Genomic DNA, 20,678 nt, shown 5'->3' on the forward strand with positions numbered 1-20,678 from the left:
GGCGGGGGGCTGTGGGGGCGGCTTCGCGGGGGGTTGCGGGGGGCCCCCCCCGCCCTTTTGGGGGCTGTTGGAATGGGGCCGCGTGTTTTTAAAAAAGCGGGGGCGCCACGATCGCTGCCTTTTGGCCCCGGTTTGCACATGAATGAGGCATTCACACATGCCAAACTCATGCAAATCGACGAAATCTCGGTGGCGCCGTCCGTGGCCGTCCGTATCCTGGATGCCAGGTCCAAAGGGAGGAGGACCCTGTGGCCGATGGTGCGAACGGGTTGACCTGGCGGAAGAGCCGGTCCTGCGCAAGTGCCGCCTGCGTCGAGGTGGCGCGGGCCGAGGACCGCTTTCTGGTCCGCGATTCGAAGAATCCTGAAGGCCCTCGCCTGGGATTCGGCGCCGAAGATTGGGCGTCGTTCATCGGGGCGGTGCGTGAGGGGCGAATCGAATGAGCCGGTGAGGTTGGGCGCTGCGGCGTGTTGGACGTTCGTCGCACTCAACCTCACCATTCGTTATGTCAAACGGACGTCGTGAGCGCGCCGGTCTTGATGCCGGTGATGAACGCGCCCCACTCCGCCCGACCAAAGGTCAGCACCGAGCCCTCTGCATTCTTCGAATCGCGGACGAAGAATGAGCTCGAGTGTTCTGCGACCTCGACGCATGCCGAGCTGGCACACGCCTGGCTTCTGCGCCACACAAGTGGCGCCACAGTAGGCTGCACTATACTTCTTTCCTCTCGGAAAAGGAGTCGACACCTCAGGCTTGAGGTGCCCTATCCCGCAGGCTCGCGTCCTGGGGAATTATGAATGGCGAGAAGTTCGTGGGCGCGACTCTCGATCATTTCCTTGCTGTGGGTCTCGTCATACGACGCATGCCAGATCTTGTCCCACTGGACAAGATGTCGCTGCAGGCTGACGGCGTCGTCGATGATTTCGTCCCGGGTGGCGTTCTCACGATAGAGCACCGCATGGTCGAGATCCTCGGAGCCGAGATAGAAGAGATCCCAGTTTCCGATAGCGATGTTGAAGACGGTGAATGGTGCGACGCGGACCGTCAGCCAGCCCTCGTTGATGACGTCGAGCACGGCGGACAATTGTCGACCCAGCACTTCCGGAAGGCCGAGGGTGCGGCGGAGCACTGACTCGTCGAGCAGCAGATGGACGTCGGGTCGACCTCTTCGCTGCTCAAGGACCTGGCGACGCTGTGTCCGCGTCTCGATGCGCGCCGCGATCTCGTCTTGTGTGAGGTCGTCGACGAAGAACTCAAGTAGAACACGCGCGAATTCCTGGGTCTGCAGGAACCCCGGAAAGTACGCGGAGTAGAACAGCCGCATGGAGCTGGCTTCAGCCTCATAGCTGAACCACTGCTTCATCGCCGGCGTCAGCATTCCGGCATAGCGCTTGTGGTCCCACCACTGCTGTCGCTGCTTTGATGCCTTGGCGGCCTGCACGAGCTCGTCGACCCGCGCTTTGTCGCGAATTCCGAGATGGCTCAGCAGGGGGCGCAGGTCATTCTGCGAAATGGTGACCTCGCCGCTTTCGATGCGCATCACCTTGGACAGCGACCATTCCATGGCCTCTGCGACCTGCGACTGGGTGAGCCCCTTCGCCGTCCGCGCGTCCTTGATGGCCAGGCGGACGGCGCGGCGGGCCACGGCGGGAGTATCACCCGATGCCATGTCCAGCCCCTCCAAGGGACGTATGCCTACCAGCGACATTGCAAGTAGGGAGCCACTTCGTGACGCTACGCGCAGACGGTTGGGCGGATGTGGTGAATGCCAAAATACAGGCTATACCTCGCACCGACCTCCGGGGAGGTCGCTCGCGGGTGGGTCGCTCCGCTCGCCGCCCCGGGGATGCTAACGACAAGCCATCCACCAGGTAGCGATATTGCAAGTTGCACTTCTGCATCATCTTGATGAACCCAAGATGCCGCGCGCGAGGCCGTTCGGCTCGCGCGCGGTCATTTGGGGCCTAACTGCGTGCTGCTTTGCTCTGCTCAAGGGCGCGGATGAGTGCGCGACGGACCTGTCCGAAGGTCCGTGAGTCGGTGGTCATGAAGAGCCGGACGTCGTCTGCCCCGTAAGCCGCGCGGATCTCCAGCTGAGGGCGCAGTGAGGGCGGCCCGTGCCGGACGATGTAGGCATCTTTGAGGTTCCTGATCCGGAACTGGACGGGGCTCGGGCGGAGGACGGAAAAATGGTCGCTTGTGACCAGGATGTCCGGACTCCGGTAGAAGGTGCGCATCTCCTTTCCCCTCTCGGTCTTGCGGAGGGGTGACGGATGCGCAAGGATTGCTGTGGGTATCACCGCTGACCCTCCGCGTAGTCGTAGAGGTGGAAGCGATCACAAACAGCACTCGGTGGCCGCCGGGTGCTGTTGTGTTTTCTCGCCCCCTGGCCGGCTGGCCATACTCATCGTCCCATGTGGTGTCACGATGCGCTAGGTTGCACTCGGCCATATGGCTGGTTGCGCGCCCATTGCGGAAATCTTTGCTGGTCGCCGCCGGCGGGCACGGGCATCGCTTCTGCACGGGTCACTGTCTCGGGCCGGCGAAGTGTCCGATCCCCAGTTGCAGCGCCATCGTGCCGGCGAATGCCCCTCCGCCGGTCAGGATGGCGTTCGGCACGTTGCTGCCGCCTGCGTGGGCGAGGAGCCCGGCGACGCCGCCGACGATGCATGCAATCGAGATCATCAACGCGACCCAGATCCACCGGGATGTGTGCGGAGTGTCCGATGGGGACGGTGGGCCGGGCATGCCGTTCGACGGTTGCACCACACTTCTTCCTTTCCGGGAGGGGGTCGACGCGTCCTGCTCTAGGTGTTCATTCGGCGTAGCGTTTGTGGTCCCACCACTGCTGTCGCTGCTTTGATGCCTTGGCGGCCTGCACGAGCTCGTCGACCCGCGCTTTGTCGCGAATTCCGAGATGGCTCAGCAGGGGGCGCAGGTCATTCTGCGAAATGGTGACCTCGCCGCTTTCGATGCGCATCACCTTGGACAGCGACCATTCCATGGCCTCTGCGACCTGCGACTGGGTGAGCCCCTTCGCCGTCCGCGCGTCCTTGATGGCCAGGCGGACGGCGCGGCGGGCCACGGCGGGAGTATCACCCGATGCCATGTCCAGCCCCTCCAAGGGACGTATGCCTACCAGCGACATTGCAGGCAGGGGGCTCGTGGCGGCATGCGGGAGGTCTCCGCCGAGTCGCAGCAGGGCTGGCGGCATCGTCGATGATCCCGTCCTCGGTTGCGCTTTCCCGGTACGGCACCGCATGGTCGAGATCCTCGAGTGCCTGGAGTGACGGCAAGCCTCAATCGTGCCGTCTGAATGGCCATATGGTCATGTGGCCATGAACGCCGCCGGGTTGGGTGGCGTCCTCGAGTCCTCCCCTGGGGGAGGCTCGGGCGCCGCCGGTCGTGACCCCGGGTGTCGCGCTTCGGTGGCAGCGTCGGCCGGCGGCGCCACGCCCGTGAGCGCCCGGCAAACCGAAACGCCGGGCCGCCCTGGTGGGGCGTCCCGGCGTTTTGCCTGGTCAGGCCGGCGGAGGATACGAGATTCGAACTCGTGAGGGTTTTATCCCAACACGCTTTCCAAGCGTGCGCCCTAGGCCTCTAGGCGAATCCTCCGTGCGCCAGGATACCCATGCCTCACGGGCTCCGCGCTACGGGGTATTGTGTTCCTCAAGCCACTCGTGCGGCGTCATCTTACGAACCTCCCCAGGGCCGGAAGGCAGCAAGGATAAGTGAGCTCTGACGGGTGCACGGGTGGCGCCTTCATGTCCGCCCCCGGTCGGTCGCGGCGCAGCTTTTTGTCGGTGCCTGGGGGTACCGTGGTGCCGGCCCGATTGAGAGACGCGAACGGAGGGACCGCTGGTGGCGCTCGCGCTCTACCGCAAGTACCGGCCTCGCACGTTCGCCGAGGTGATCGGGCAGGAGCACGTCACCGAGCCGCTGTCGCAGGCGCTGCGCTCGGGGCGGCTCAACCATGCCTACCTGTTCTCCGGCCCCCGCGGCTGCGGCAAGACCAGTAGTGCCCGCATCCTCGCCCGCTCGCTCAACTGTGAGAAGGGCCCGACGCCCGACCCGTGCGGCGAGTGCGACTCGTGTCGCGCGCTCGCGCCCGACGGCGCCGGCTCGATCGACGTCATCGAGATCGACGCGGCCAGCCACGGTGGTGTCGACGACGCGCGCGACCTGCGGGAGCGGGCCTTCTTCGCGCCGGTCTCCAGCAGGTTCAAGGTCTACGTCATCGACGAGGCGCACATGGTCTCGTCGGCCGGCTTCAACGCGCTGCTCAAGCTCGTCGAGGAGCCGCCCGAGTATGTGAAGTTCGTCTTCGCGACCACGGAGCCCGAGAAGGTGCTGGGGACGATCAAGTCCCGCACCCACCATTACCCCTTCCGGCTGATTCCGCCGGGGGTGCTCCGCCCCTACCTGGAGCAGCTGACCACGTCCGAGGGCGTCAAGGTCGAGCCCGCCGTCTTCCCGCTGGTGGTCCGCGCCGGCGCGGGCAGCGCCCGTGACTCGCTGTCGGTCCTCGACCAGCTGATCTCCGGCGCGGGCCCCGACGGCGTCACCTACCAGCGGGCGGTCGCGCTGCTCGGCGTCACCGACGTCGCCCTCATCGACGAGATGTGCGACTCCCTGGCCGCCGACGACGGCCGCGGCGCCTATGGCGTCATCGACCGGGTCGTCGAGGCCGGCCACGACCCGCGGCGCTTCGCCTCCGACCTTCTCGAGCGGCTGCGCGACCTCATCGTCCTGCAGCAGGTGCCCGACGCCGTGGCCAAGGGGCTGCTCGACGCCCCGCACGACCAGCTGGAGCGGATGGGCGCCCAGGCGACCCAGCTGGGTCAGGCGACGCTGTCGCGGTATGCCGACATCGTCCACAACGGGCTGACCGAGATGCGCGGCACCACCGCCCCGCGGCTGCTGCTGGAGCTGATCACCGCCCGCATGCTGCTCCCGGGTGCCGACGACTCCGGCAGCGCGCTCCTGCAGCGTCTGGAGCGCATGGAGCGCCGCCTGCTCGCCGGCGGCGCCGTCCCCGCTCCGGCGGCTGCCCCCGTCTCTGGACCGGCGTCTGGCTCCGCCTCGGGCGCGGGTCACGGCTCGGCCCCGGCGGCGGCTCCCACCTCCGGGGCCGGTCATGCCCCTGCGCCGGCGGCAGGCCCCGCCTCCGGGGGCGGTCACGCCCCCGGGCCCGCGGCAGGTCCCTCTTCCGTGCCGGCAGGTCCGGCGTCGCAGGCAGGTCCGGCGGCCGCGCAGGCTGGTCCGTTCTCCGCGGCGGCTGGTCCCGCCGCTGCGGCGGCGGGTTACGGCTCGGCCCCGGGTGCGGGCGCTGAGCCGGTTGCCCACGCTTCCGAGCAGGTCGCCGCGGGGCATTCGTATGGGGCGCCGCAGCCGTCGGGAGGTGGGGCTCCGGTCGCGTACGAGCCGGCGGCGTCCCCCGTGCCCCCGCAGGGCGTCGGGGCGCTCGACGCCGGTGCGGTCCGGCGGGTGTGGACCGACGTGCTGTCCCTGGTGAGCGGGAAGTCGAAGAAGGCCGCCGCGATCGTCCGCGAGGCCACGGTGCAGGACGTCGAGGGCACCACGCTCGTGCTCGGGTTCAAGCACACCGCCCACGCCAACATGCTCAACGCCTCGCCAGACGTCCTCATCGCCGCGCTGAGCGAGCTGCTCGGCGGCAGGTGGCAGGTCAGGTGCGAGGTCGGCGGCCAGCCCGGCGGCGGTGGCGGCGGCACCCGTCCCACCCCGCCCCGCCCGACGCCGTCCGGCCCCGGCGGCGCCCCTCCGGGTGGCCAGGCGCCAGGCGGCGGACCGGGATTCGGCGGCCCGTCCGGCGGTGGTCCCGGCAGCGCGGCGGTCCCGCAGCAGGCCGCCGAGGCCTGGCCGACGCCCGCCCGCCCCGCGGGTGAGCCTGTCCCCGTCGACGCGCGGGCGGGGGGATCGTCCGGGGCGTTCGCCCCACCGGGCGGTCCGTCCATGGCGTCACCAGGGGGGCCGTCAGGGGCGTTCGCCTCGCCCGGTGGTCCGTCTCAGGCGGGCGACGGCTGGCCCACTCCGGCGGCCGTGCCCGGCACCAGCGCTCACGGGACCCACGCCACGACCACCGTCCAGGCGCCCCACGCGGGCCCTGGAGGCGGTCACCCGGTCCAGGGCGGTCATCCGGCACCGGCCGGTCACGCGGGCGCTCAGGCACCTGCCGGCGGCGCGGCGGCAGCCCACGGCGGTGCCCCGGCTCCCCGTGGCAGTGCGGCGGCCCATGGTGGTGCGTCGGCGTCTCAGAGCGATGGGCAGGCGGGTTGGCCGACGCCCGCGGTGCCCGGCGGGGCGGCGCAGCCGGACGGCTGGCCGGCGACGGCGGTGCCCGGCGGGGTGGTTCGGACACCCTCGGGTGGGGCGCTGGCTGATCCGCGCGGCCTCTCCGGAGGATCGGCGGGCGGCGACCAGATGCACGTCAGCGGCGGCGGATGGCCCGCGATCGCGACTCCGGGTGGTTCGGGCCAGGGTGGCCAGGGGCAGGCGAGCGAGTGGCCCGCCACGGCCACTCCCGGGGGCTCCGCGGCGGGTGGCTCGGCGGCGGGTGGCTCGACGCCGGGTGGCTCGGCGCAAGTGGCGACCAGGCAGCCCGGAGCCGGGCAGCCGGCGGGTGCGTCGCCGAACGGTGGTGGCCTGTCGGGGGCGGGCGGCGGCCAAGGGGCCAACGGCGCGCGCACCCCAGGCGGCGCCCGCCAGCAGAACGGCGCGCGGCCGCGGAGCGCCATCGAGCAGGCCCGCGAGGCGGCGAGCAGAGCGGCGAACGCGCCACGGCGGGCGGCTGCCGCACCGGTGGTCGAGTCGGCGTGGGAGGGCGCGGGGGCGGACGAGCCGCCGTACGACCCGGAGTACGACAGGCCCGTCGCCGATCCGCGGTTTCCTGGGCTGGACCCAGGGGATGAGCTGCTCGACGATGCGACCTCCGTCCGCGAGTCGAGCGAGGAAGCCGCGTTACGGCTGCTCAGCGAGGCGCTCGGGGCGGAGAAGATCGGCGAGACCACGAGCTGAGACCGCCGCCGGGTGGCGCCTCGTGAGGAACAGCGCGGGGCGGCGGTAGACGTCGGGCGGCAGGACGGCGTGGTGCTCGGCGTGGCGGGCGGCAGGACAGGCGCGGCGGCCGAGGTATACCGGCCGGGCGTGCCAGGGTAAGACCAGCTGAGCATTGACCGAATATCGAAGAGGAGCAGATCGTGCGCCCCGGTGGACAGCCCAACCTGCAGCAGATGATGAAGCAGGCGCAGAAGATGCAGCAGCAGATGGTCGCCGCGCAGGCCGAGCTGGCCGAGGCCGAGCTGACCGGCACGGCCGGCGGCGGTCTCGTCACGGCGGTCGTGCGCGGGTCCGGGGAGGTCGTCAGCATCAAGATCGACCCAAAGGCGGTCGACCCGGACGACGTGGAGACGCTCGAGGACCTCGTGGTCGCGGCGCTGCACAACGCCGCGCAGGCGGCGAAGGAGCTGACGGAGCAGAAGATGGGACCGCTGACCGCGGGCCTCGGCGGGTTGGGTGGCGGCCTCGGGCTGCCCGGATTCTAATCGCCGCAGATGTACGAAGGTGCCATCCAGGACCTGATCGACGAGTTGGGCAGACTGCCCGGCGTCGGTCCGAAGAGCGCGCAGCGGATCGCGTTTCACGTGCTGTCGTCCGACCCGTCGGACGTGAAGCGGCTCGCTCAGGCGCTGACGCGGGTGAAGGAGCTCGTGCGCTTCTGCACGCGCTGCTTCAACGTCGCGGAGTCTGACCTGTGCCGGATCTGCCGCGACCCGCGCCGCAGCGACGAGGTGTACTGCGTCGTGGAGGAGCCGAAGGATGTCGTGGCGATCGAGCGTACCGGCGAGTTCCGGGGCAGGTATCACGTGCTCGGCGGGGCGATCAACCCGCTCGAGGGCGTGGGGCCGGACAACCTGAAGGTCCGCGAGCTGATGATGCGGCTCGCGGACGGCACCTGCAAGGAGCTGATCCTGGCGACCGACCCCAACACCGAAGGTGAGGCCACCGCGACGTACCTGGCGCTGCTGGTGAAGCCGATGGGTCTCACCGTGACCCGGCTCGCCAGCGGCCTGCCGGTCGGCGGCGACCTCGAGTACGCGGACGAGATCACGCTCGGCCGCGCGTTCGAGGGACGGCGGGCGATCTAGCCCGGGCTAGCCTTCCGGGCGGTTCAGGATGCCGACGGCCACGGCGTGCACGGCGGCGAGGTCGGCGGGGTCGGCGAGGTGGGTCTTGGTGCCGGTCACCACGTACCACTCCTCGGCGTCCTTGTACTGGACGCGGACGAGCGCGGCACCGGTGGCGTCAACCTCGGAGCGCAGGGTCAGCTCGCCGGTGACCACGCCGACCTCGTCGGTCATGACCCCGCCGGGCCCCGCCATGATGTCGGTCGTCAGCGGCGCGGGCACCGCCGCTTCGCCGGTCGCCGCCGCTTCGCCGGTCGCAGCCTGAGCAGCCGCGGGCGCGGCCGGGGCAGCCTTGGCCGAAGCGGCCTCGGCAGGGGCGGTCCCGGCAGAGGCGGTCCCGGCGGAAGCGGCCTCGGCCGCAGCGGCACCGGCGGGAGCGGCCGCCGCTGGTGCACCGGATGCCGCTGGCGCACCGGAGTCCGCCGGAGCGGAGTCCGCCGGAGCGGCGCCCGCCGCCGGAGCGGCGCCCGCCGCCGGAGCGCCGGATGCCGGGGCCGAAGCCGGCGTCGCGGCCGACGTCGAAGTGCCGGCTGGAGCCGCCGCCGGGGTCGCCGCTGGAGCCGCCGGGGTCGCGGCCGGAGCCGCCGGCGGGGTTGCGGCAGGGGCGGCCGGTGCCTGCGGAGTGACCGGTACCGCTCCCGGCACCGGTGCTACGTCTGCCATATCGGCCGCCCTTCAATCGCGCGAGAATCCGGTCAGAGAACCCTACTTGCAGGTCGCGAGCATCTCCGTCAGCGCCGACTTCTCGGCGGTGGTGACGGTCAGTTTGTAGAAGCTCTTCACCGTTACCCAGTCTTGCGCATATGTGCACCAGTAGGCCTTGTTCGGCGGCTTCCACGTCGACGGGTCCTGGTCACCCTTGGATCGGTTCGACTGGAGGCTGACGGCGAACAGCTGCGGGCGCGTCAGGTCGTTGGCGAACTGCTTACGCTGCTCATCGGTCCACTTGCTGGCACCCGAGCGCCAGCCGGCGGCCAGCGGCACCATGTGGTCGATGTCGAGGGCCTTCGGGTCGGTGAGGGTCTTGTCGTCGTACGGGCTGTACCAGGTCCCCGCTGTGATCTTGCACTCGGCGTCGGCCTTGACGCCCTTGCCGTCGCGCTTGAGCACGACGTCACGGGTGTCGCAGCCGTCGCCCTGGCCGATCCAGTGGGTGAACTTCTCGCGGCTGTAGCCGGCCATCGACCCAGCGGCCGCGACGGTGAGCTGCTCGAGCGCGGCCGTGGCGTTGGCCGGGTTGCCGGCCGGCGGCTTCGTCGCACCGGTGGTGCCACCGTTGCCGGGCGTTGACGTCGAGCTGGGCGCTGCCGCACCCGGTGTGGAGGAGACCTCGCAGCTGGCGGCGCCAGTGAGCACCGTTGTTAGCGCGAGGGTGAGGAGGACGGCTTTGCCGTTGGAGGGGCGCACGCCCACCACTGTGCGGCATCGGCGCACGCCCCGCTCGCAGCGCCACGGTGCGATTCCAGACACGAACGGCGACAATCCACACGAAACGGACGGGACCGCAAGGCGGGACCGGTGTCCCTGTCGCGCGGGACACCAGAACCCGCAGGATCAGTGGCATGACGACGAAGACCTGGGCAGGACCCACATAGACGGAAAGGCCGGCCCATTGCGGGGGCCGGCCTTTCACCAAGCAACCTGAGCAGCCACAGCAGCCTGAGCCGCGTCGGCGGCTCAGGCGCGGTTCGCGGCGCTCAGCACGGCTCGCAACGATGCGGTCACGATGTTGGCGTCGATCCCGACACCCCAGAAGGTCTGCCCGTCGACGGCGCACTCGACGTACGCCGCGGCCTGCGCACTCTCACCCGCGGTGAGGGCGTGCTCGGCGTAGTCCAGGACCCGCACGTCGACGCCGAAGTCGCCCAGCGCGTGCACGAACGCGTCGATCGGGCCGTTACCCGTGGCCGTGACCGACCGGACGACGCCGTCGACCGCGACGTCAGCCGTGAGGGTGACCTTGCCGTCGACCGTCGCCGCCTCGTACCCCTGCAGCGTGAACCGCTTGTCGGAGAAGTACTCGCCGGAGAAGAAGTCCCACATGGCCTGCGGGCTGACCTCGCCGCCCTCGTCGTCGGTGTGCCGCTGCACGACGCCGGAGAACTCGATCTGCAGGCGGCGTGGCAGGTCCAGGTGGTGCTCGGACTTCATGACGTAGGCGACGCCGCCCTTGCCGGACTGCGAGTTGACCCGGATGACCGCCTCGTAGGAGCGGCCCACGTCCTTCGGGTCGATCGGCAGGTAGGGCACGCCCCACGTGAAGCGGTCGACGTCGACGCCCGCGGCCGCGGCGTCGCGGTGCAGCGCCTCGAAGCCCTTCTTGATCGCGTCCTGGTGGGAGCCGGAGAAGGCCGTGTAGACCAGGTCGCCGGCGTACGGGTGGCGCTCGTGCACGGGCAGCTGGTTGCAGTACTCGACGGTCCGCTTGATCTCGTCGATGTTCGAAAAGTCGATCTGCGGGTCGATGCCCTGGGAGAACAGGTTCAGCCCCAGGGTGACCAGGTCGACGTTGCCGGTGCGCTCACCGTTGCCGAAGAGGCAGCCCTCGACCCGGTCGGCGCCGGCCAGCAGGCCCAGCTCGGCGGCGGCGACGGCGGTGCCGCGGTCGTTGTGCGGGTGCAGCGACAGCACGACCGACTCGCGTCGCGGCAGGTTGCGCGACATCCACTCGATGGAGTCCGCGTAGACGTTGGGGGTCGCCATCTCCACCGTCGCCGGCAGGTTGACGATCAGCGGCCGGTCGGGGGTCGGCTGCAGCACGTCGATGACGGCGCTGCAGACCTCCAGCGCGTAGTCCAGCTCGGTCCCCGTGTACGACTCCGGCGAGTACTCGTAGTAGATCTCGGTGTCGGGCGTGATCGCCTCGGCGTACTTCTGGCACAGCCGCGCCGCGCTCGTCGCGATGTCGGTGATCCCGGCCTTGTCCAGGCCGAACACGACCCGCCGCTGCAGCGTCGAGGTCGAGTTGTAGAAGTGCACGATCGCCCGCTTCGCGCCGCGCAGCGACTCGAACGTCCGCTCGATCAGGGTGTCGCGGCACTGGGTCAGGACCTGGATCGTGACGTCCTCGGGGATCAGGTCCTGCTCGATCAGCGTCCGCACGAAGTCGTAGTCGGTCTGCGACGCCGCCGGGAAACCTACCTCGATCTCCTTGTAGCCCATGCGGACCAGCAGCGCGAACATGCGACGCTTGCGCTCCACGGACATCGGGTCGATCAGCGCCTGGTTGCCGTCGCGCAGGTCCACCGCGCACCAGCGGGGCGCCACGGTGACCTCACGGGACGGCCACTGGCGATCGGTCAGCGGGACCGGGAACTGTTCACTGAACGGCCGGTAGCGCTCGACGGGCATCCGGCTGGCGGTCTGATTGGCGATCTCGGACATGGCTCAATGCTCCTGAAAAGGTGGTCGGGACCAGAAAGGGTCGACCGGCAGGAGCGCAGACGCGACTCAACCCCGCGACGAGGTGCCGGCCTGTCGGGCCTCGTCGCGGCGACGAAGAAGGAGAACCGTCTGCCACATGTCGAGCGCCAGCCTACCACTCAACGGGAGCGTGAGATCGACGGTGCGGCCGAGGGTGACGAAGACGACGGTTTCGGCGGAGGCGGCGCCGACGTGCCCAGCGGCGCGGTGGTGACGACCGGTCCGGGCAGGGTGATCGTGTCGGGGGCCGGCGCCGGCTCCCCGGTCAGCATGAGCTGGCCGAGCGGGATCCTGGCGGCCGCGAGGATGCCCCGGTCGTTGTAGCAGAACACCCCGGCGTCGATCGGCGGCTGTACGGCGGTGACGCCCGGCTCGACCGCGAAGCACGGCGCCGACGTGCCCGCCAGCGGCTCGGCCGGCGCCACCGCGAGCGGGACCTGCCGGTCCAGGAGCACGTCCAGCCAGGCGATGAAGACGTACTGCAGCCTCGGGTCGATCGAGGCGGGCAGCTTCTTGTTGGTGGCGCCGACCCTGACGCAGCCGGTCGCGGGGTTGATCGCGCACTGGTAGACGCCCTCGGGCCGGTTGGCGATCGCGACGTCCGCCGTCCCGCCGAGGGCGCCGCCCTGGACGTCGACCCGCCAGGTGCGGTCCTTGGCGACCGTGACCAGCACCGACCGGGGCGCCTTGCCCTGCACGACGAGGGTGTACGCGGCGACGTACCGCTGGTCCTTGGCGACCGCGACCCGGGCGGCGAGCATGCCGCGGGGGTCCGGCTGCGCGGGCACCCCGGTCGCCGGGTCCGACGCCGCGTCGACCGGCGAACCCCCGCTGCAGGCGGCCAGCAGCAGCCCGGTGACCGCGGCGAGCGCCGTGCCGGTGGTCACAGTGATCGCGGATACCCGGCCCCTACGTGCGCGCACGTGCGTATTCTCCCCTGTCGTGCGGCCGGATCGTGGGAACGCCACTCCCGGGGGATACCCGTCGCCGGTACGCTCGGCTGCGTCAACATCGCCCGTACGGGTGGAAAGGAGCTCGACGGCGTGGCGCTGATCGTGCAGAAGTATGGCGGGTCGTCCGTCGCCAACGCCGAGCGCATCAAGCGCGTCGCCGAGCGGATCGTCGACACGCGGAAAGCCGGCAACGAGGTCGTCGTGGTCGTCTCGGCCATGGGCGACACGACCGACGAGCTGCTCGACCTCGCGTCGCAGGTCAGCCCGGTCCCGGCCGGGCGGGAGCTGGACATGTTGCTCACCGCCGGTGAGCGCATCTCCATGGCGCTGCTCGCGATGGCCATCAACAACCTCGGGTACGAGGCAAGGTCGTACACCGGCAGCCAGGCCGGCGTGATCACCACGTCGACGCACGGCCGGGCCCGCATCATCGACGTGACGCCGGGTCGCCTCCGCGGCGCGCTCGACGAGGGCGCGATCGCCATCGTCGCCGGGTTCCAGGGTGTGTCGCAGGACACCAAGGACATCACCACGCTCGGCCGGGGCGGCTCGGACACCACCGCGGTCGCGCTCGCCGCGGCGCTGCGCTCCGACGTGTGTGAGATCTACACCGACGTCGACGGGATCTTCACCGCCGACCCGCGGGTGGCGAAGAACGCAAGACACATCAAGCAGATCACGTACGAGGAGATGCTCGAGCTGGCCGCCTGCGGCGCGAAGGTGCTGCACCTGCGCAGCGTCGAGTACGCCCGGCGGTTCAACCTGCCGATCCACGTGCGTTCCTCGTACTCAACCGCCAACGGCACCATGGTCACCGGATCGATGGAGGACCTTTCCGTGGAGCAAGCGCTCATCACCGGCGTCGCACACGACCGCAGCGAAGCGAAGATCACCATCGTCGGCGTGCCCGACCAGCCCGGTGTCGCCGCGCGGATCTTCCAGACGGTCGCCGCCGCGGAGACCAACATCGACATGATCGTGCAGAACGTGTCGACCGAGGGCACGGGCCGCACCGACATCTCCTTCACGCTGCCGAAGACCGACGGCGCCACCGCCAAGGCCGCCCTCGAGCGCGCCAAGGCCACCGTCGACTTCCGCGACATCCTGTTCGACGACCACATCGGCAAGGTCTCGCTCATCGGCGCCGGCATGCGCTCCAACCCGGGCGTCGCCGCCAAGCTCTTCGCCGCGCTCGCCGAGGCCGGCGTCAACATCGAGATGATCTCCACCTCGGAGATCCGGGTGTCCGTCGTCTGCCGCGACACCGACCTCGATGTGGCCGTCCGTGCCATTCACGACGCCTTCGAGCTGGGCGGCTCCGAGGAAGCCGTGGTTTATGCGGGGACCGGACGGTAGGTTCGCTCTTTATGGGCGCCCTACCAACGCTGGCCGTCGTCGGTGCGACCGGCGCCGTCGGCACCGTCATGTGTGAGCTGCTCTCCTCCCGCAAGAACGTGTGGGGGGAGATCCGCCTCGTCGCCTCCAAACGCTCCGCCGGCCGCACCCTGGTCGTGCGGGGCGAGGAGGTCGTCGTCCAGGAGCTGTCCGGCGAGGTCTTCGCCGGCGTCGACGTGGCGATGTTCGACGTCCCCGACGAGGTCTCCGCCGAATGGGCCCCCGTCGCGGTCTCCTACGGCGCGATCGCGGTCGACAACTCCGGCGCGTTTCGCATGGATCCCGACGTTCCGCTGGTCGTACCGGAGATCAACCCCGAACAGTCCCGCAACCGCCCCAAGGGCATCATCGCGAACGCCAACTGCACCACCCTCGCGATGATCGTGGCGCTCGCCCCCCTGCACCGCGAGTACGGGCTCAAGGAGCTGGTGCTGGCGTCCTACCAGGCGGTCTCCGGCGCCGGCAAAGACGGTGTCGACACCCTGCTCAGCCAGCTCGAACGCGTCAGCGGCGACCCTAGCCTCGGCTCCCGCTCCGGCAACGTCCGCCAGGCCGTCGGCGACGACCTGGGCCCCTTCCCGGCCCCGCTCGCGCTCAACGTCGTCCCCTGGACCGGCTCCCTCCGCGACGCCGGCTGGTCGTCCGAAGAGCTCAAGATGCGCAACGAGTCCCGCAAGATCCTCGGCCTGCCCGACCTCAAGGTCTCCGCCACCTGCGTCCGCGTCCCCGTCGTCACCGGCCACTCCGTCGCCGTCCACGCCGTCTTCGGCGTCGAGGTCGACGCCGAGGGCGCCCGCGAGGTCCTCCGCCACGCCCCCGGCGTGATCCTCGTCGACGACCCCGCCGCCGGCGAGTTCCCCATGCCGATCGACGCCGTGGGCACCGACCCGTCCTGGGTCGGCCGCATCCGCCGCTCGATCGACGACCCGCGCGCCCTGGACCTGTTCGTCACCGGCGACAACCTCCGCAAGGGCGCCGCCCTCAACACGGCCCAGATCGCCGAGCTCCTTTCCAACGAGCTCCAGACGCTGTAGTGCTGTAACTCCCCCCACCGCTGTCGCGGCGGGGCCCGGCGGGGATTCTCACCCGCACCCCAATGCGCCGCTCCGCGGCGCACTACCCGCGCTGAGGCGCGAGGCAGGGGAAGCGGCGCATGCGCGCCGCATCCGGTGGTCGCCCTCCGCGATGGCTGAGCGGGGGTACTCCTCACGACCCCGTGTGGTTCGGGCGGTCAGGCGCCCTGGTCCGCTCTGGTCCGCTGGTTCGTCTGGTCCGATCTGCTTCGGCTGGTCCGACCTGCTTCGTCTGGTCCGTTGGTTTGCCTGGTCGGACCTGCTTCGGCTGGTCCGTTGGTTTGCCTCGTCCGACCCGGTCCGACCAGTCCGCCGGTCCGACCTGGTCCGACCTGGTCCGACCTGGTCCGACCTGGTCCGACCTGGTCCGGATCGAGTCGGCTGTCGACGGCCTCGCCGTGAGTGGCGAGCCGGTTGGGCGTGCCAGTTCGAGCGCGGCGCCGTCGGTTCGAGTGCCCTGACGCCGGGCCGGTGCGGACTTGGTTCAGCGGTGCAGCCTGAACGGCCGCCGCTTCACCCGGTGCAGACCAGCCGGACCGGTTCGAGCCAGTCAGTTCGAGCCGGCCAGTTCGAGCCGGGCCGCCGCTTACCAGCCCCACGGGCCAGGCTGCCACGAGGCCGGTAGGGGCGGGGTCGGAGATGGGGCGGGACCTGGGCGGTGAGGTTAGGAGGCGGGGTCGCTGATTGTCGGAATCGGGGAGGTAGCGGCTACGGGGCTAAGACGTCGTCGGCGTCGGTGATGGTGTACGCGTAGCCCTGCTCGGCCAGGAAGCGCTGGCGGTGGGCGGCGTACTCGGTGTCGATCGTGTCGCGGGCGACGACCGTGTAGAAGTGGGCCTGGCGCTTGTCGGCCTTCGGGCGCAGGACTCGGCCGAGGCGTTGGGCTTCTTCCTGGCGGGAGCCGAAGCTGCCGGAGACCTGGATCGCCACGGCGGCTTCGGGCAGGTCGATCGAGAAGTTGCCGACGCGGGAGATGACGAGAGTCTTGAGCTCGCCGGTGCGGAACGCGTCGAAGAGGCGCTCGCGCTCCTTGTTGGTGGTCGAGCCCTGCACGATCGGTGCTTCCAGGAACTCGCCCAGCTGGTGCAGCTGGTCGATGTAGCCGCCGATGACCAGGATCTGCTCGCCCTTGTGGCGCTCGACGAGGGCACGGACCACGGGCAGCTTGGTGCGGGCGGTGGCGGCGACCCGGTAGCGCTCCTCGGGCTCGGCGACCGCATAGGCCATCCGCTCGGCATCGGTCAGCGTGACGCGGACCTCGACGCATTCAGCCGGGGCGATCCAGCCCTGCGCCTCGATGTCCTTCCACGGTGCGTCGTAGCGCTTCGGGCCGATCAGGGAGAACACGTCGCCCTCCCGGCCGTCCTCGCGGACGAGGGTGGCGGTCAGGCCGAGGCGGCGCCTGGCCTGCAGGTCGGCGGTGAACCGGAAGATCGGGGCGGGCAGCAGGTGGACCTCGTCATAGACGATGAGGCCCCAGTCGCGGGCGCCGAACAGGTCCAGGTGCGGGAACACACCACCGCGGCGGGTGGTCAGCACCTGATACGTGGCGATCGTGACCGGGCGGATCTCCTTGCGGTCGCCGGAGTATTCGCCGATCTCCTCCTCCGTCAGGCTGGTCCGCGCGATCAGCTCGCGCTTCCATTGCCGGCCGGCGACCGTGTTGGTGACCAGGATCAGGGTGGTCGCCTTGGCCTCGGCCATCGCGGCCGCGCCGACGAGCGTCTTGCCGGCACCGCAGGGAAGGACGACGACGCCGGAGCCGCCGGCCCAGAACGAGTCGACCGCCTCGCGCTGGTAGGAGCGCAGAACCCAGCCGTCCTCCGCGAGGTCGATCTGGTGGGCCTCGCCGTCGACATAGCCCGCGAGGTCCTCCGCCGGCCAGCCCAGCTTCAGCAGCGCCTGCTTGAGGCGCCCGCGCTCAGACCCGTGCACGATGACGGTGTCGGCGTCGATGTTGGCGCCGAGCATGCCGGCGAGCTTCTTGCTCTTCGCGACCTCGATCAGCACCGCCCGGTCTAGGCCGTGCAGCACGAGGCCGTGCACGGGGTCGTTGAGCAGCTGGAGCCGGCCATAGCGGTCCATCGTCTCGGCGATGTCGACGAGCAGCGCGTGCGGCACCGGATAGCGGGAGAACCGCAGCAGCGCGTCGACGACCCCCTCGGCGTCGTGCCCGGCGGCACGCGCATTCCACAGGCCGAGCGGCGTCAGACGATAGGTGTGCACGTGCTCCGGCGAGCGCTCCAGCTCGGCGAACGGCGCGATCGCCATCCGGCACGCGAGCGCGTCGGGGTGGTCGACCTCAAGCAGCAGGGTCTTGTCGGACTGGACGATCAATGGACCTTCGGGCACCGCACCAGTGTCGCACGCACCTCTGACAGTTCCCGATATGTGGGAGGATTGGAAACGCTGCAACCTTCCGGGGGTCAGATTGCGTCTGTGCTTATGACGGCCACGCGATGGATGCGATCAGATTCGCCTCCGTCGCTGTCTCGTCACTGCAGTGCCCGCAAGTCGGTGGTGGAGCCGGACGTCCGCGTTCGGATCGGAAGACGGCGGTGTGGTCGCGGGGGCTGGCGACCGCTGCCTTCCGGTCAGTGATCGGGGGTGGGTGCGGCGTCCGCTTCACCTCCTAGACTGGTCGGTGTGGGCCGGCGGTTGGGTGACAGGGCTGCCCTGACGTTCGGCGGGTTCGCCGCGGTGGCGGTGGCCGTCGGCTGGTTCCTGCTGTCTTCCCAGGTGGCGCACACCGATGTGGCGACCGCTGTCAGCGAGTCACTCGGCGCGATCCTCGTCCTCCTGCTCGTCGTCTCGGTGGTCGGCTCCATCCGTCGCGGTTGATGTCAAACCGTGACAGTGGGCGATGAGTCGGTACGCTGTGGAAGGTGACCGACCTGGAGGGCACGCAAGCATCGGCCGTCGGCGATGACGCCCGGTCTGGCTTCTCCTTGTTGGCGTTGTGCGGCGTCGGTACGGTCACCGTCCTGGGCCTGACGTGGTTCCTGGTCTCGTGGCTCGTGCTCGGCAGCCCGCTCACCGACGCGATCGGCGAGACGGTCGGCAGCCTGGCCGTGATCCTGCTGATCGTCTCCATCATCGGCGCCGCCCGCGCAACGGACTCCACCGGCCGCGGCTGACGCGCCACGTTGGCGGTGGCCGGGGGACCGGAGCCATGAAGGACCGGCTACACGGAGCCCTCCTCCGGCGCGGCGGCGGTGATGCGGTGGAGGGCGAACGTGTGCAGCATCTCGGTCCGCTCGTCCTCGGCGCGCAGGTAGCCGCCGCCCATGGAGACGGGCCTGACGAGGCGGGACGCGGTGGCGCCGTGTGAGTCGACATAGCCGACCCAGACGCGGGTCTTGTCGCGCAGCGCCTGCTGGAGGATCTCCAGCGCCTCGGTGTGGGAGGCCGTGGTGGCGCCGTCGGCGCGGACGGTCACCGGGGCACGGCGGGCGACCCTGGCGGCGGCGTCGCCCCTGCGGATCTGCTCGATGACGCCGGCGAGGCGCGGGGTGGAGAGGCGGGCCGCGGCGGCCGGGTCCTCGATGCCGCGGTGTGCCCAGCTGGGGCGGGGTGGGCCGCGGCGGGCCTTCGGGCGGGTGAGGACGGCGGCGCCGGTCGAGTCCTCCTGCACGGGCGGGTAGCCGGCGTCGCGGAGGGCCTCCAGGAGCCTCGCGGGTGTGTGGCGGCTGGCGAGGACGGTCGGCGCGAGTCTGCGCAGCGTCAGCGGCTGGAGGCGGCGGTCGGCGAGGACCTCGGCGATCAGGGACTCGTCGTCGCTGCGGACATAGGAGTTGGCGGAGCCGATGCGCATGCCGCCGTGGCGGCGGGCTATGTCGTCGATGAGGTAGGTGAGGGTCTGCGGGACGGGGGTGCGGGACCGGCGGGCGAGGAGCGCGTGCAGGTCGGCGGCGCTGTAACCGGCGTCGAGGCTGCGGCGGACCGAGTCGGCGGTGATGCGGAAGACGCTCGCAGACTCCTGCACGCCGAGGAGCTCCAGCTCGCCGGCGAGGGTCGGCTCCGGCGGGCCGGGGACGATGACGGACAGGTCGGCCTGCAGCAGGACGTGGTCGACCGGGGCGGGCAGGAGCGTGTCGAGCAGGGCGGCGGAGCCGGTGAGCGCCGTGCCGTCGGGGGCGTTGAGGCCGAGCGGGTCGTCGGTGTCGACGCTGCCCGACGTGACCTCGTCGAGGAGAAGCCGGCCATAGCCGGTGAGGCCGTCATAGCCGATCAGGCCGAGGAGGGCGGCCTCGGCGAGATTGGCCTCCACCACCGCGGCGGCGGTGCGGGAGACCCGGCGCGGGGTGCGCCACGACAGCAGCTCGACCACGTCGGACGGGGCGATGGTGGCACCCGGCGGCAGCTCGGCCAGGACCTGCAGCGCGGCGCGGCGCTGGGCGGGGGCGCCGGGGCGGGACAGCTCGGGCGCGAGCGCGTTGAACGGGCGGTCGCGGTCGTCGCGCTGGCCGATCAGCGACGGGGCGCGGGTCATCGTCAGCCAGGTGATGGCGACGCGGTGCCAGCGGGCGGCGATCCCGCACGCCCGCCACACGTCATAGGCGACGGTCGGCAGGAAGACGCTCTCGACCCGCTTGTTGTCGATGATCTCCTCGCCGAGCAGGCCCGCAGCGGCGGCGAGCTCGACCATGAGGGCGGCGGCCTGCTCGTCGACGCCGACGAGCTTGGCGAAGCGGCGCAGCTCGCGCACGCCCATGCCGCCGGAGCGCAGCACCGACGGCGGGTCGGCGTTGATCGCCTCGATCAGCGCCTCGAGATTGCGCACCAGCTCCAGGACCTGGCCCGCACCGGCGCGGTCGAGCTGGGCGGCGTCGCGGGTCGGCGTGTCGACCTGCGGCGGATCGGGATGCAGCTGGCCGAGGGGGCCGCCGTCGCGGCGCAGGACGAGCGACACCTCGACGGGCAGCTCGACGGCGTCCCGGCTGACGGCGACCAGCAGGTGCTGCTCGACCAGCCAGCGGATGGGGGAGTCGGGGTCGGAGCGCAGGCTGGCCGGGGTGACGGTGCCGACGGGCGGGCCGGCGGCGAGCCGGTCGAGCACCGCGCGGGCGGCGGGCGGCGCGGCGAGCAGCGTGCGGCGCAGCCTCGCGGCGTCGGCGACCAGGGCGCCGGCGAGTGGGTCGAGCTCGGCGGCGGGCCGGCCGAGCCCCGCCGGATAGGGCGAGCAGACCTCGTCGACGGCGCCGACGATGCGCAGCGCGCTGTCGTGCCCGAAGACGATGCCGTGCTGCAGGAGTAGGTCGATCGCGCTGCGCACCCTGGCGGCCTCGACGCCGGAAGCGGCGGTGAGCGTCAGGACGGCCTCGGTGGACGTGGTGTGGCCGACGCGGGTGTACCGCAGCGCGTCGAGGATCTCGAGGGTGAACGTGTCGAGCCCGTCGAGGGCCCGGGCCACCGCCACCCTGGACTGGGCGCGGTGTGCCAGCGCCGAGAAGTCCGACGGCGGTGGGATGACCAGATCCGGGCGCAACCGGATGAGCGCCATCAGCCCGTCGTCGGGCAGGGCGCGGAAATGGTCTGCGAGCGAGGTAGTCATCTCACCTCATACGCTAACCGCCCCGTATGACAAAAGAGGGCGGGGCCGACGGCCCCGCCCTCTTTCGAAGGGGTTG

At 70.7% G+C, this 20,678-nt stretch carries 18 protein-coding genes, 1 tRNA gene and 1 other RNA gene; 9 read left to right on the plus strand and 11 right to left on the minus strand.

Features of this window, described 5'->3' with window-relative positions:
• Positions 1-248: 248 nt before the first annotated feature.
• A complete protein-coding gene (locus ACFY3L_RS45180; RefSeq protein ID WP_389339433.1) occupies positions 249-443 on the plus strand; it encodes a DUF397 domain-containing protein in 195 nt (64 codons plus the stop codon).
• Positions 444-508: 65 nt separating this feature from the next.
• Here ACFY3L_RS45180 and ACFY3L_RS45185 read toward each other — a convergent pair whose 3' ends face one another.
• The 5 genes from ACFY3L_RS45185 to ACFY3L_RS45205 form a co-directional block, all read right to left on the minus strand.
• Complete coding sequence (locus ACFY3L_RS45185; RefSeq protein ID WP_389339436.1) at positions 509-712, minus strand: DUF397 domain-containing protein; 204 nt, start codon at positions 710-712, stop codon at positions 509-511.
• 51 nt (positions 713-763) lie between these two features.
• Positions 764-1,684, minus strand: a complete 921-nt coding sequence (locus ACFY3L_RS45190) for a helix-turn-helix domain-containing protein (protein ID WP_389339438.1) — start codon at positions 1,682-1,684, stop codon at positions 764-766.
• A gap of 842 nt (positions 1,685-2,526) precedes the next feature.
• Positions 2,527-2,685, minus strand: a complete 159-nt coding sequence (locus ACFY3L_RS45195) for a hypothetical protein (protein WP_389339440.1) — start codon at positions 2,683-2,685, stop codon at positions 2,527-2,529.
• A gap of 130 nt (positions 2,686-2,815) precedes the next feature.
• The gene (locus ACFY3L_RS45200) at positions 2,816-3,085 is read right to left on the minus strand and encodes a helix-turn-helix domain-containing protein (protein ID WP_389339442.1); all 270 of its coding nucleotides are present in this window, start codon (positions 3,083-3,085) and stop codon (positions 2,816-2,818) included.
• A 445-nt stretch (positions 3,086-3,530) separates the two neighbouring features.
• A tRNA-Ser gene (locus ACFY3L_RS45205) sits at positions 3,531-3,615 on the minus strand.
• 55 nt (positions 3,616-3,670) lie between these two features.
• On the opposite strand from ACFY3L_RS45205, the gene ffs reads away from it, so the two are divergent.
• The 4 genes from ffs (at position 3,671) to recR (ending at position 8,165) form a co-directional block, all read left to right on the plus strand.
• An RNA gene (gene ffs, locus ACFY3L_RS45210) (signal recognition particle sRNA small type) lies at positions 3,671-3,764 on the plus strand.
• A 97-nt stretch (positions 3,765-3,861) separates the two neighbouring features.
• Positions 3,862-7,035, plus strand: coding sequence for a DNA polymerase III subunit gamma and tau (locus ACFY3L_RS45215; RefSeq protein WP_389339444.1), 3,174 nt, complete (start codon positions 3,862-3,864; stop codon positions 7,033-7,035).
• 206 nt (positions 7,036-7,241) lie between these two features.
• Positions 7,242-7,562 carry a YbaB/EbfC family nucleoid-associated protein gene (locus ACFY3L_RS45220; protein ID WP_389339686.1) on the plus strand — a complete coding sequence of 107 codons (321 nt, stop codon included), beginning with the start codon at positions 7,242-7,244 and terminating at the stop codon, positions 7,560-7,562.
• A gap of 9 nt (positions 7,563-7,571) precedes the next feature.
• Positions 7,572-8,165, plus strand: coding sequence for a recombination mediator RecR (recR, locus tag ACFY3L_RS45225; protein WP_389339446.1), 594 nt, complete (start codon positions 7,572-7,574; stop codon positions 8,163-8,165).
• A 6-nt stretch (positions 8,166-8,171) separates the two neighbouring features.
• Here the strand turns inward: recR and ACFY3L_RS45230 are convergent, their stop codons facing one another.
• From ACFY3L_RS45230 to ACFY3L_RS45245, 4 genes are all read right to left on the minus strand, one after another.
• Positions 8,172-8,426, minus strand: coding sequence for a hypothetical protein (locus ACFY3L_RS45230; protein ID WP_389339448.1), 255 nt, complete (start codon positions 8,424-8,426; stop codon positions 8,172-8,174).
• A 483-nt stretch (positions 8,427-8,909) separates the two neighbouring features.
• The gene (locus ACFY3L_RS45235) at positions 8,910-9,560 is read right to left on the minus strand and encodes an HNH endonuclease family protein (RefSeq protein WP_389339688.1); all 651 of its coding nucleotides are present in this window, start codon (positions 9,558-9,560) and stop codon (positions 8,910-8,912) included.
• A gap of 321 nt (positions 9,561-9,881) precedes the next feature.
• Positions 9,882-11,588 carry a 2-isopropylmalate synthase gene (gene leuA / locus ACFY3L_RS45240; protein WP_389339450.1) on the minus strand — a complete coding sequence of 569 codons (1,707 nt, stop codon included), beginning with the start codon at positions 11,586-11,588 and terminating at the stop codon, positions 9,882-9,884.
• 158 nt (positions 11,589-11,746) lie between these two features.
• Positions 11,747-12,550 (minus strand): hypothetical protein, encoded by an 804-nt coding sequence (locus ACFY3L_RS45245; RefSeq protein WP_389339452.1) that lies wholly within the window; start codon positions 12,548-12,550, stop codon positions 11,747-11,749.
• Positions 12,551-12,670: 120 nt separating this feature from the next.
• On the opposite strand from ACFY3L_RS45245, the gene ACFY3L_RS45250 reads away from it, so the two are divergent.
• On the plus strand, positions 12,671-13,936 hold the full coding sequence (locus tag ACFY3L_RS45250) for an aspartate kinase (protein WP_389339454.1): 1,266 nt from the start codon (positions 12,671-12,673) through the stop codon (positions 13,934-13,936).
• Positions 13,937-13,947: 11 nt separating this feature from the next.
• Positions 13,948-15,009, plus strand: coding sequence for an aspartate-semialdehyde dehydrogenase (locus ACFY3L_RS45255; protein ID WP_389339456.1), 1,062 nt, complete (start codon positions 13,948-13,950; stop codon positions 15,007-15,009).
• A gap of 747 nt (positions 15,010-15,756) precedes the next feature.
• On the opposite strand, the gene ACFY3L_RS45260 is transcribed toward ACFY3L_RS45255, so the two are convergent.
• A complete protein-coding gene (locus tag ACFY3L_RS45260) occupies positions 15,757-17,400 on the minus strand; it encodes a DNA repair helicase XPB (RefSeq protein WP_389339458.1) in 1,644 nt (547 codons plus the stop codon).
• A gap of 294 nt (positions 17,401-17,694) precedes the next feature.
• Between ACFY3L_RS45260 and ACFY3L_RS45265 the strand changes: the two genes are divergently transcribed.
• Positions 17,695-17,889 (plus strand): hypothetical protein, encoded by a 195-nt coding sequence (locus ACFY3L_RS45265; protein WP_389339460.1) that lies wholly within the window; start codon positions 17,695-17,697, stop codon positions 17,887-17,889.
• Positions 17,890-17,933: 44 nt separating this feature from the next.
• Positions 17,934-18,185 carry a hypothetical protein gene (locus tag ACFY3L_RS45270; protein ID WP_389339462.1) on the plus strand — a complete coding sequence of 84 codons (252 nt, stop codon included), beginning with the start codon at positions 17,934-17,936 and terminating at the stop codon, positions 18,183-18,185.
• Between the two features lie 47 nt (positions 18,186-18,232).
• On the opposite strand, the gene ACFY3L_RS45275 is transcribed toward ACFY3L_RS45270, so the two are convergent.
• Positions 18,233-20,602 carry a helicase-associated domain-containing protein gene (locus ACFY3L_RS45275; RefSeq protein ID WP_389339464.1) on the minus strand — a complete coding sequence of 790 codons (2,370 nt, stop codon included), beginning with the start codon at positions 20,600-20,602 and terminating at the stop codon, positions 18,233-18,235.
• Positions 20,603-20,678: the final 76 nt, after the last annotated feature.

Origin of the sequence: Dactylosporangium sp. NPDC000521, assembly GCF_042898305.1 — a bacterium.
Taxonomy (GTDB): domain Bacteria; phylum Actinomycetota; class Actinomycetes; order Mycobacteriales; family Micromonosporaceae; genus Dactylosporangium.

What these genes read in the sequence shown, in the direction of transcription:
- ACFY3L_RS45195 (WP_389339440.1), bottom strand. Translation starts at nt 2,685, where the DNA reads ATGATCTCGATTGCATGCATCGTCGGCGGCGTCGCCGGGCTCCTCGCC.
- recR (WP_389339446.1), top strand. Translation starts at nt 7,572, where the DNA reads ATGTACGAAGGTGCCATCCAGGACCTGATCGACGAGTTGGGCAGACTG.
- leuA (WP_389339450.1), bottom strand. Translation starts at nt 11,588, where the DNA reads ATGTCCGAGATCGCCAATCAGACCGCCAGCCGGATGCCCGTCGAGCGC.
- ACFY3L_RS45255 (WP_389339456.1), top strand. Translation starts at nt 13,948, where the DNA reads ATGGGCGCCCTACCAACGCTGGCCGTCGTCGGTGCGACCGGCGCCGTC.
- ACFY3L_RS45275 (WP_389339464.1), bottom strand. Translation starts at nt 20,602, where the DNA reads ATGACTACCTCGCTCGCAGACCATTTCCGCGCCCTGCCCGACGACGGG.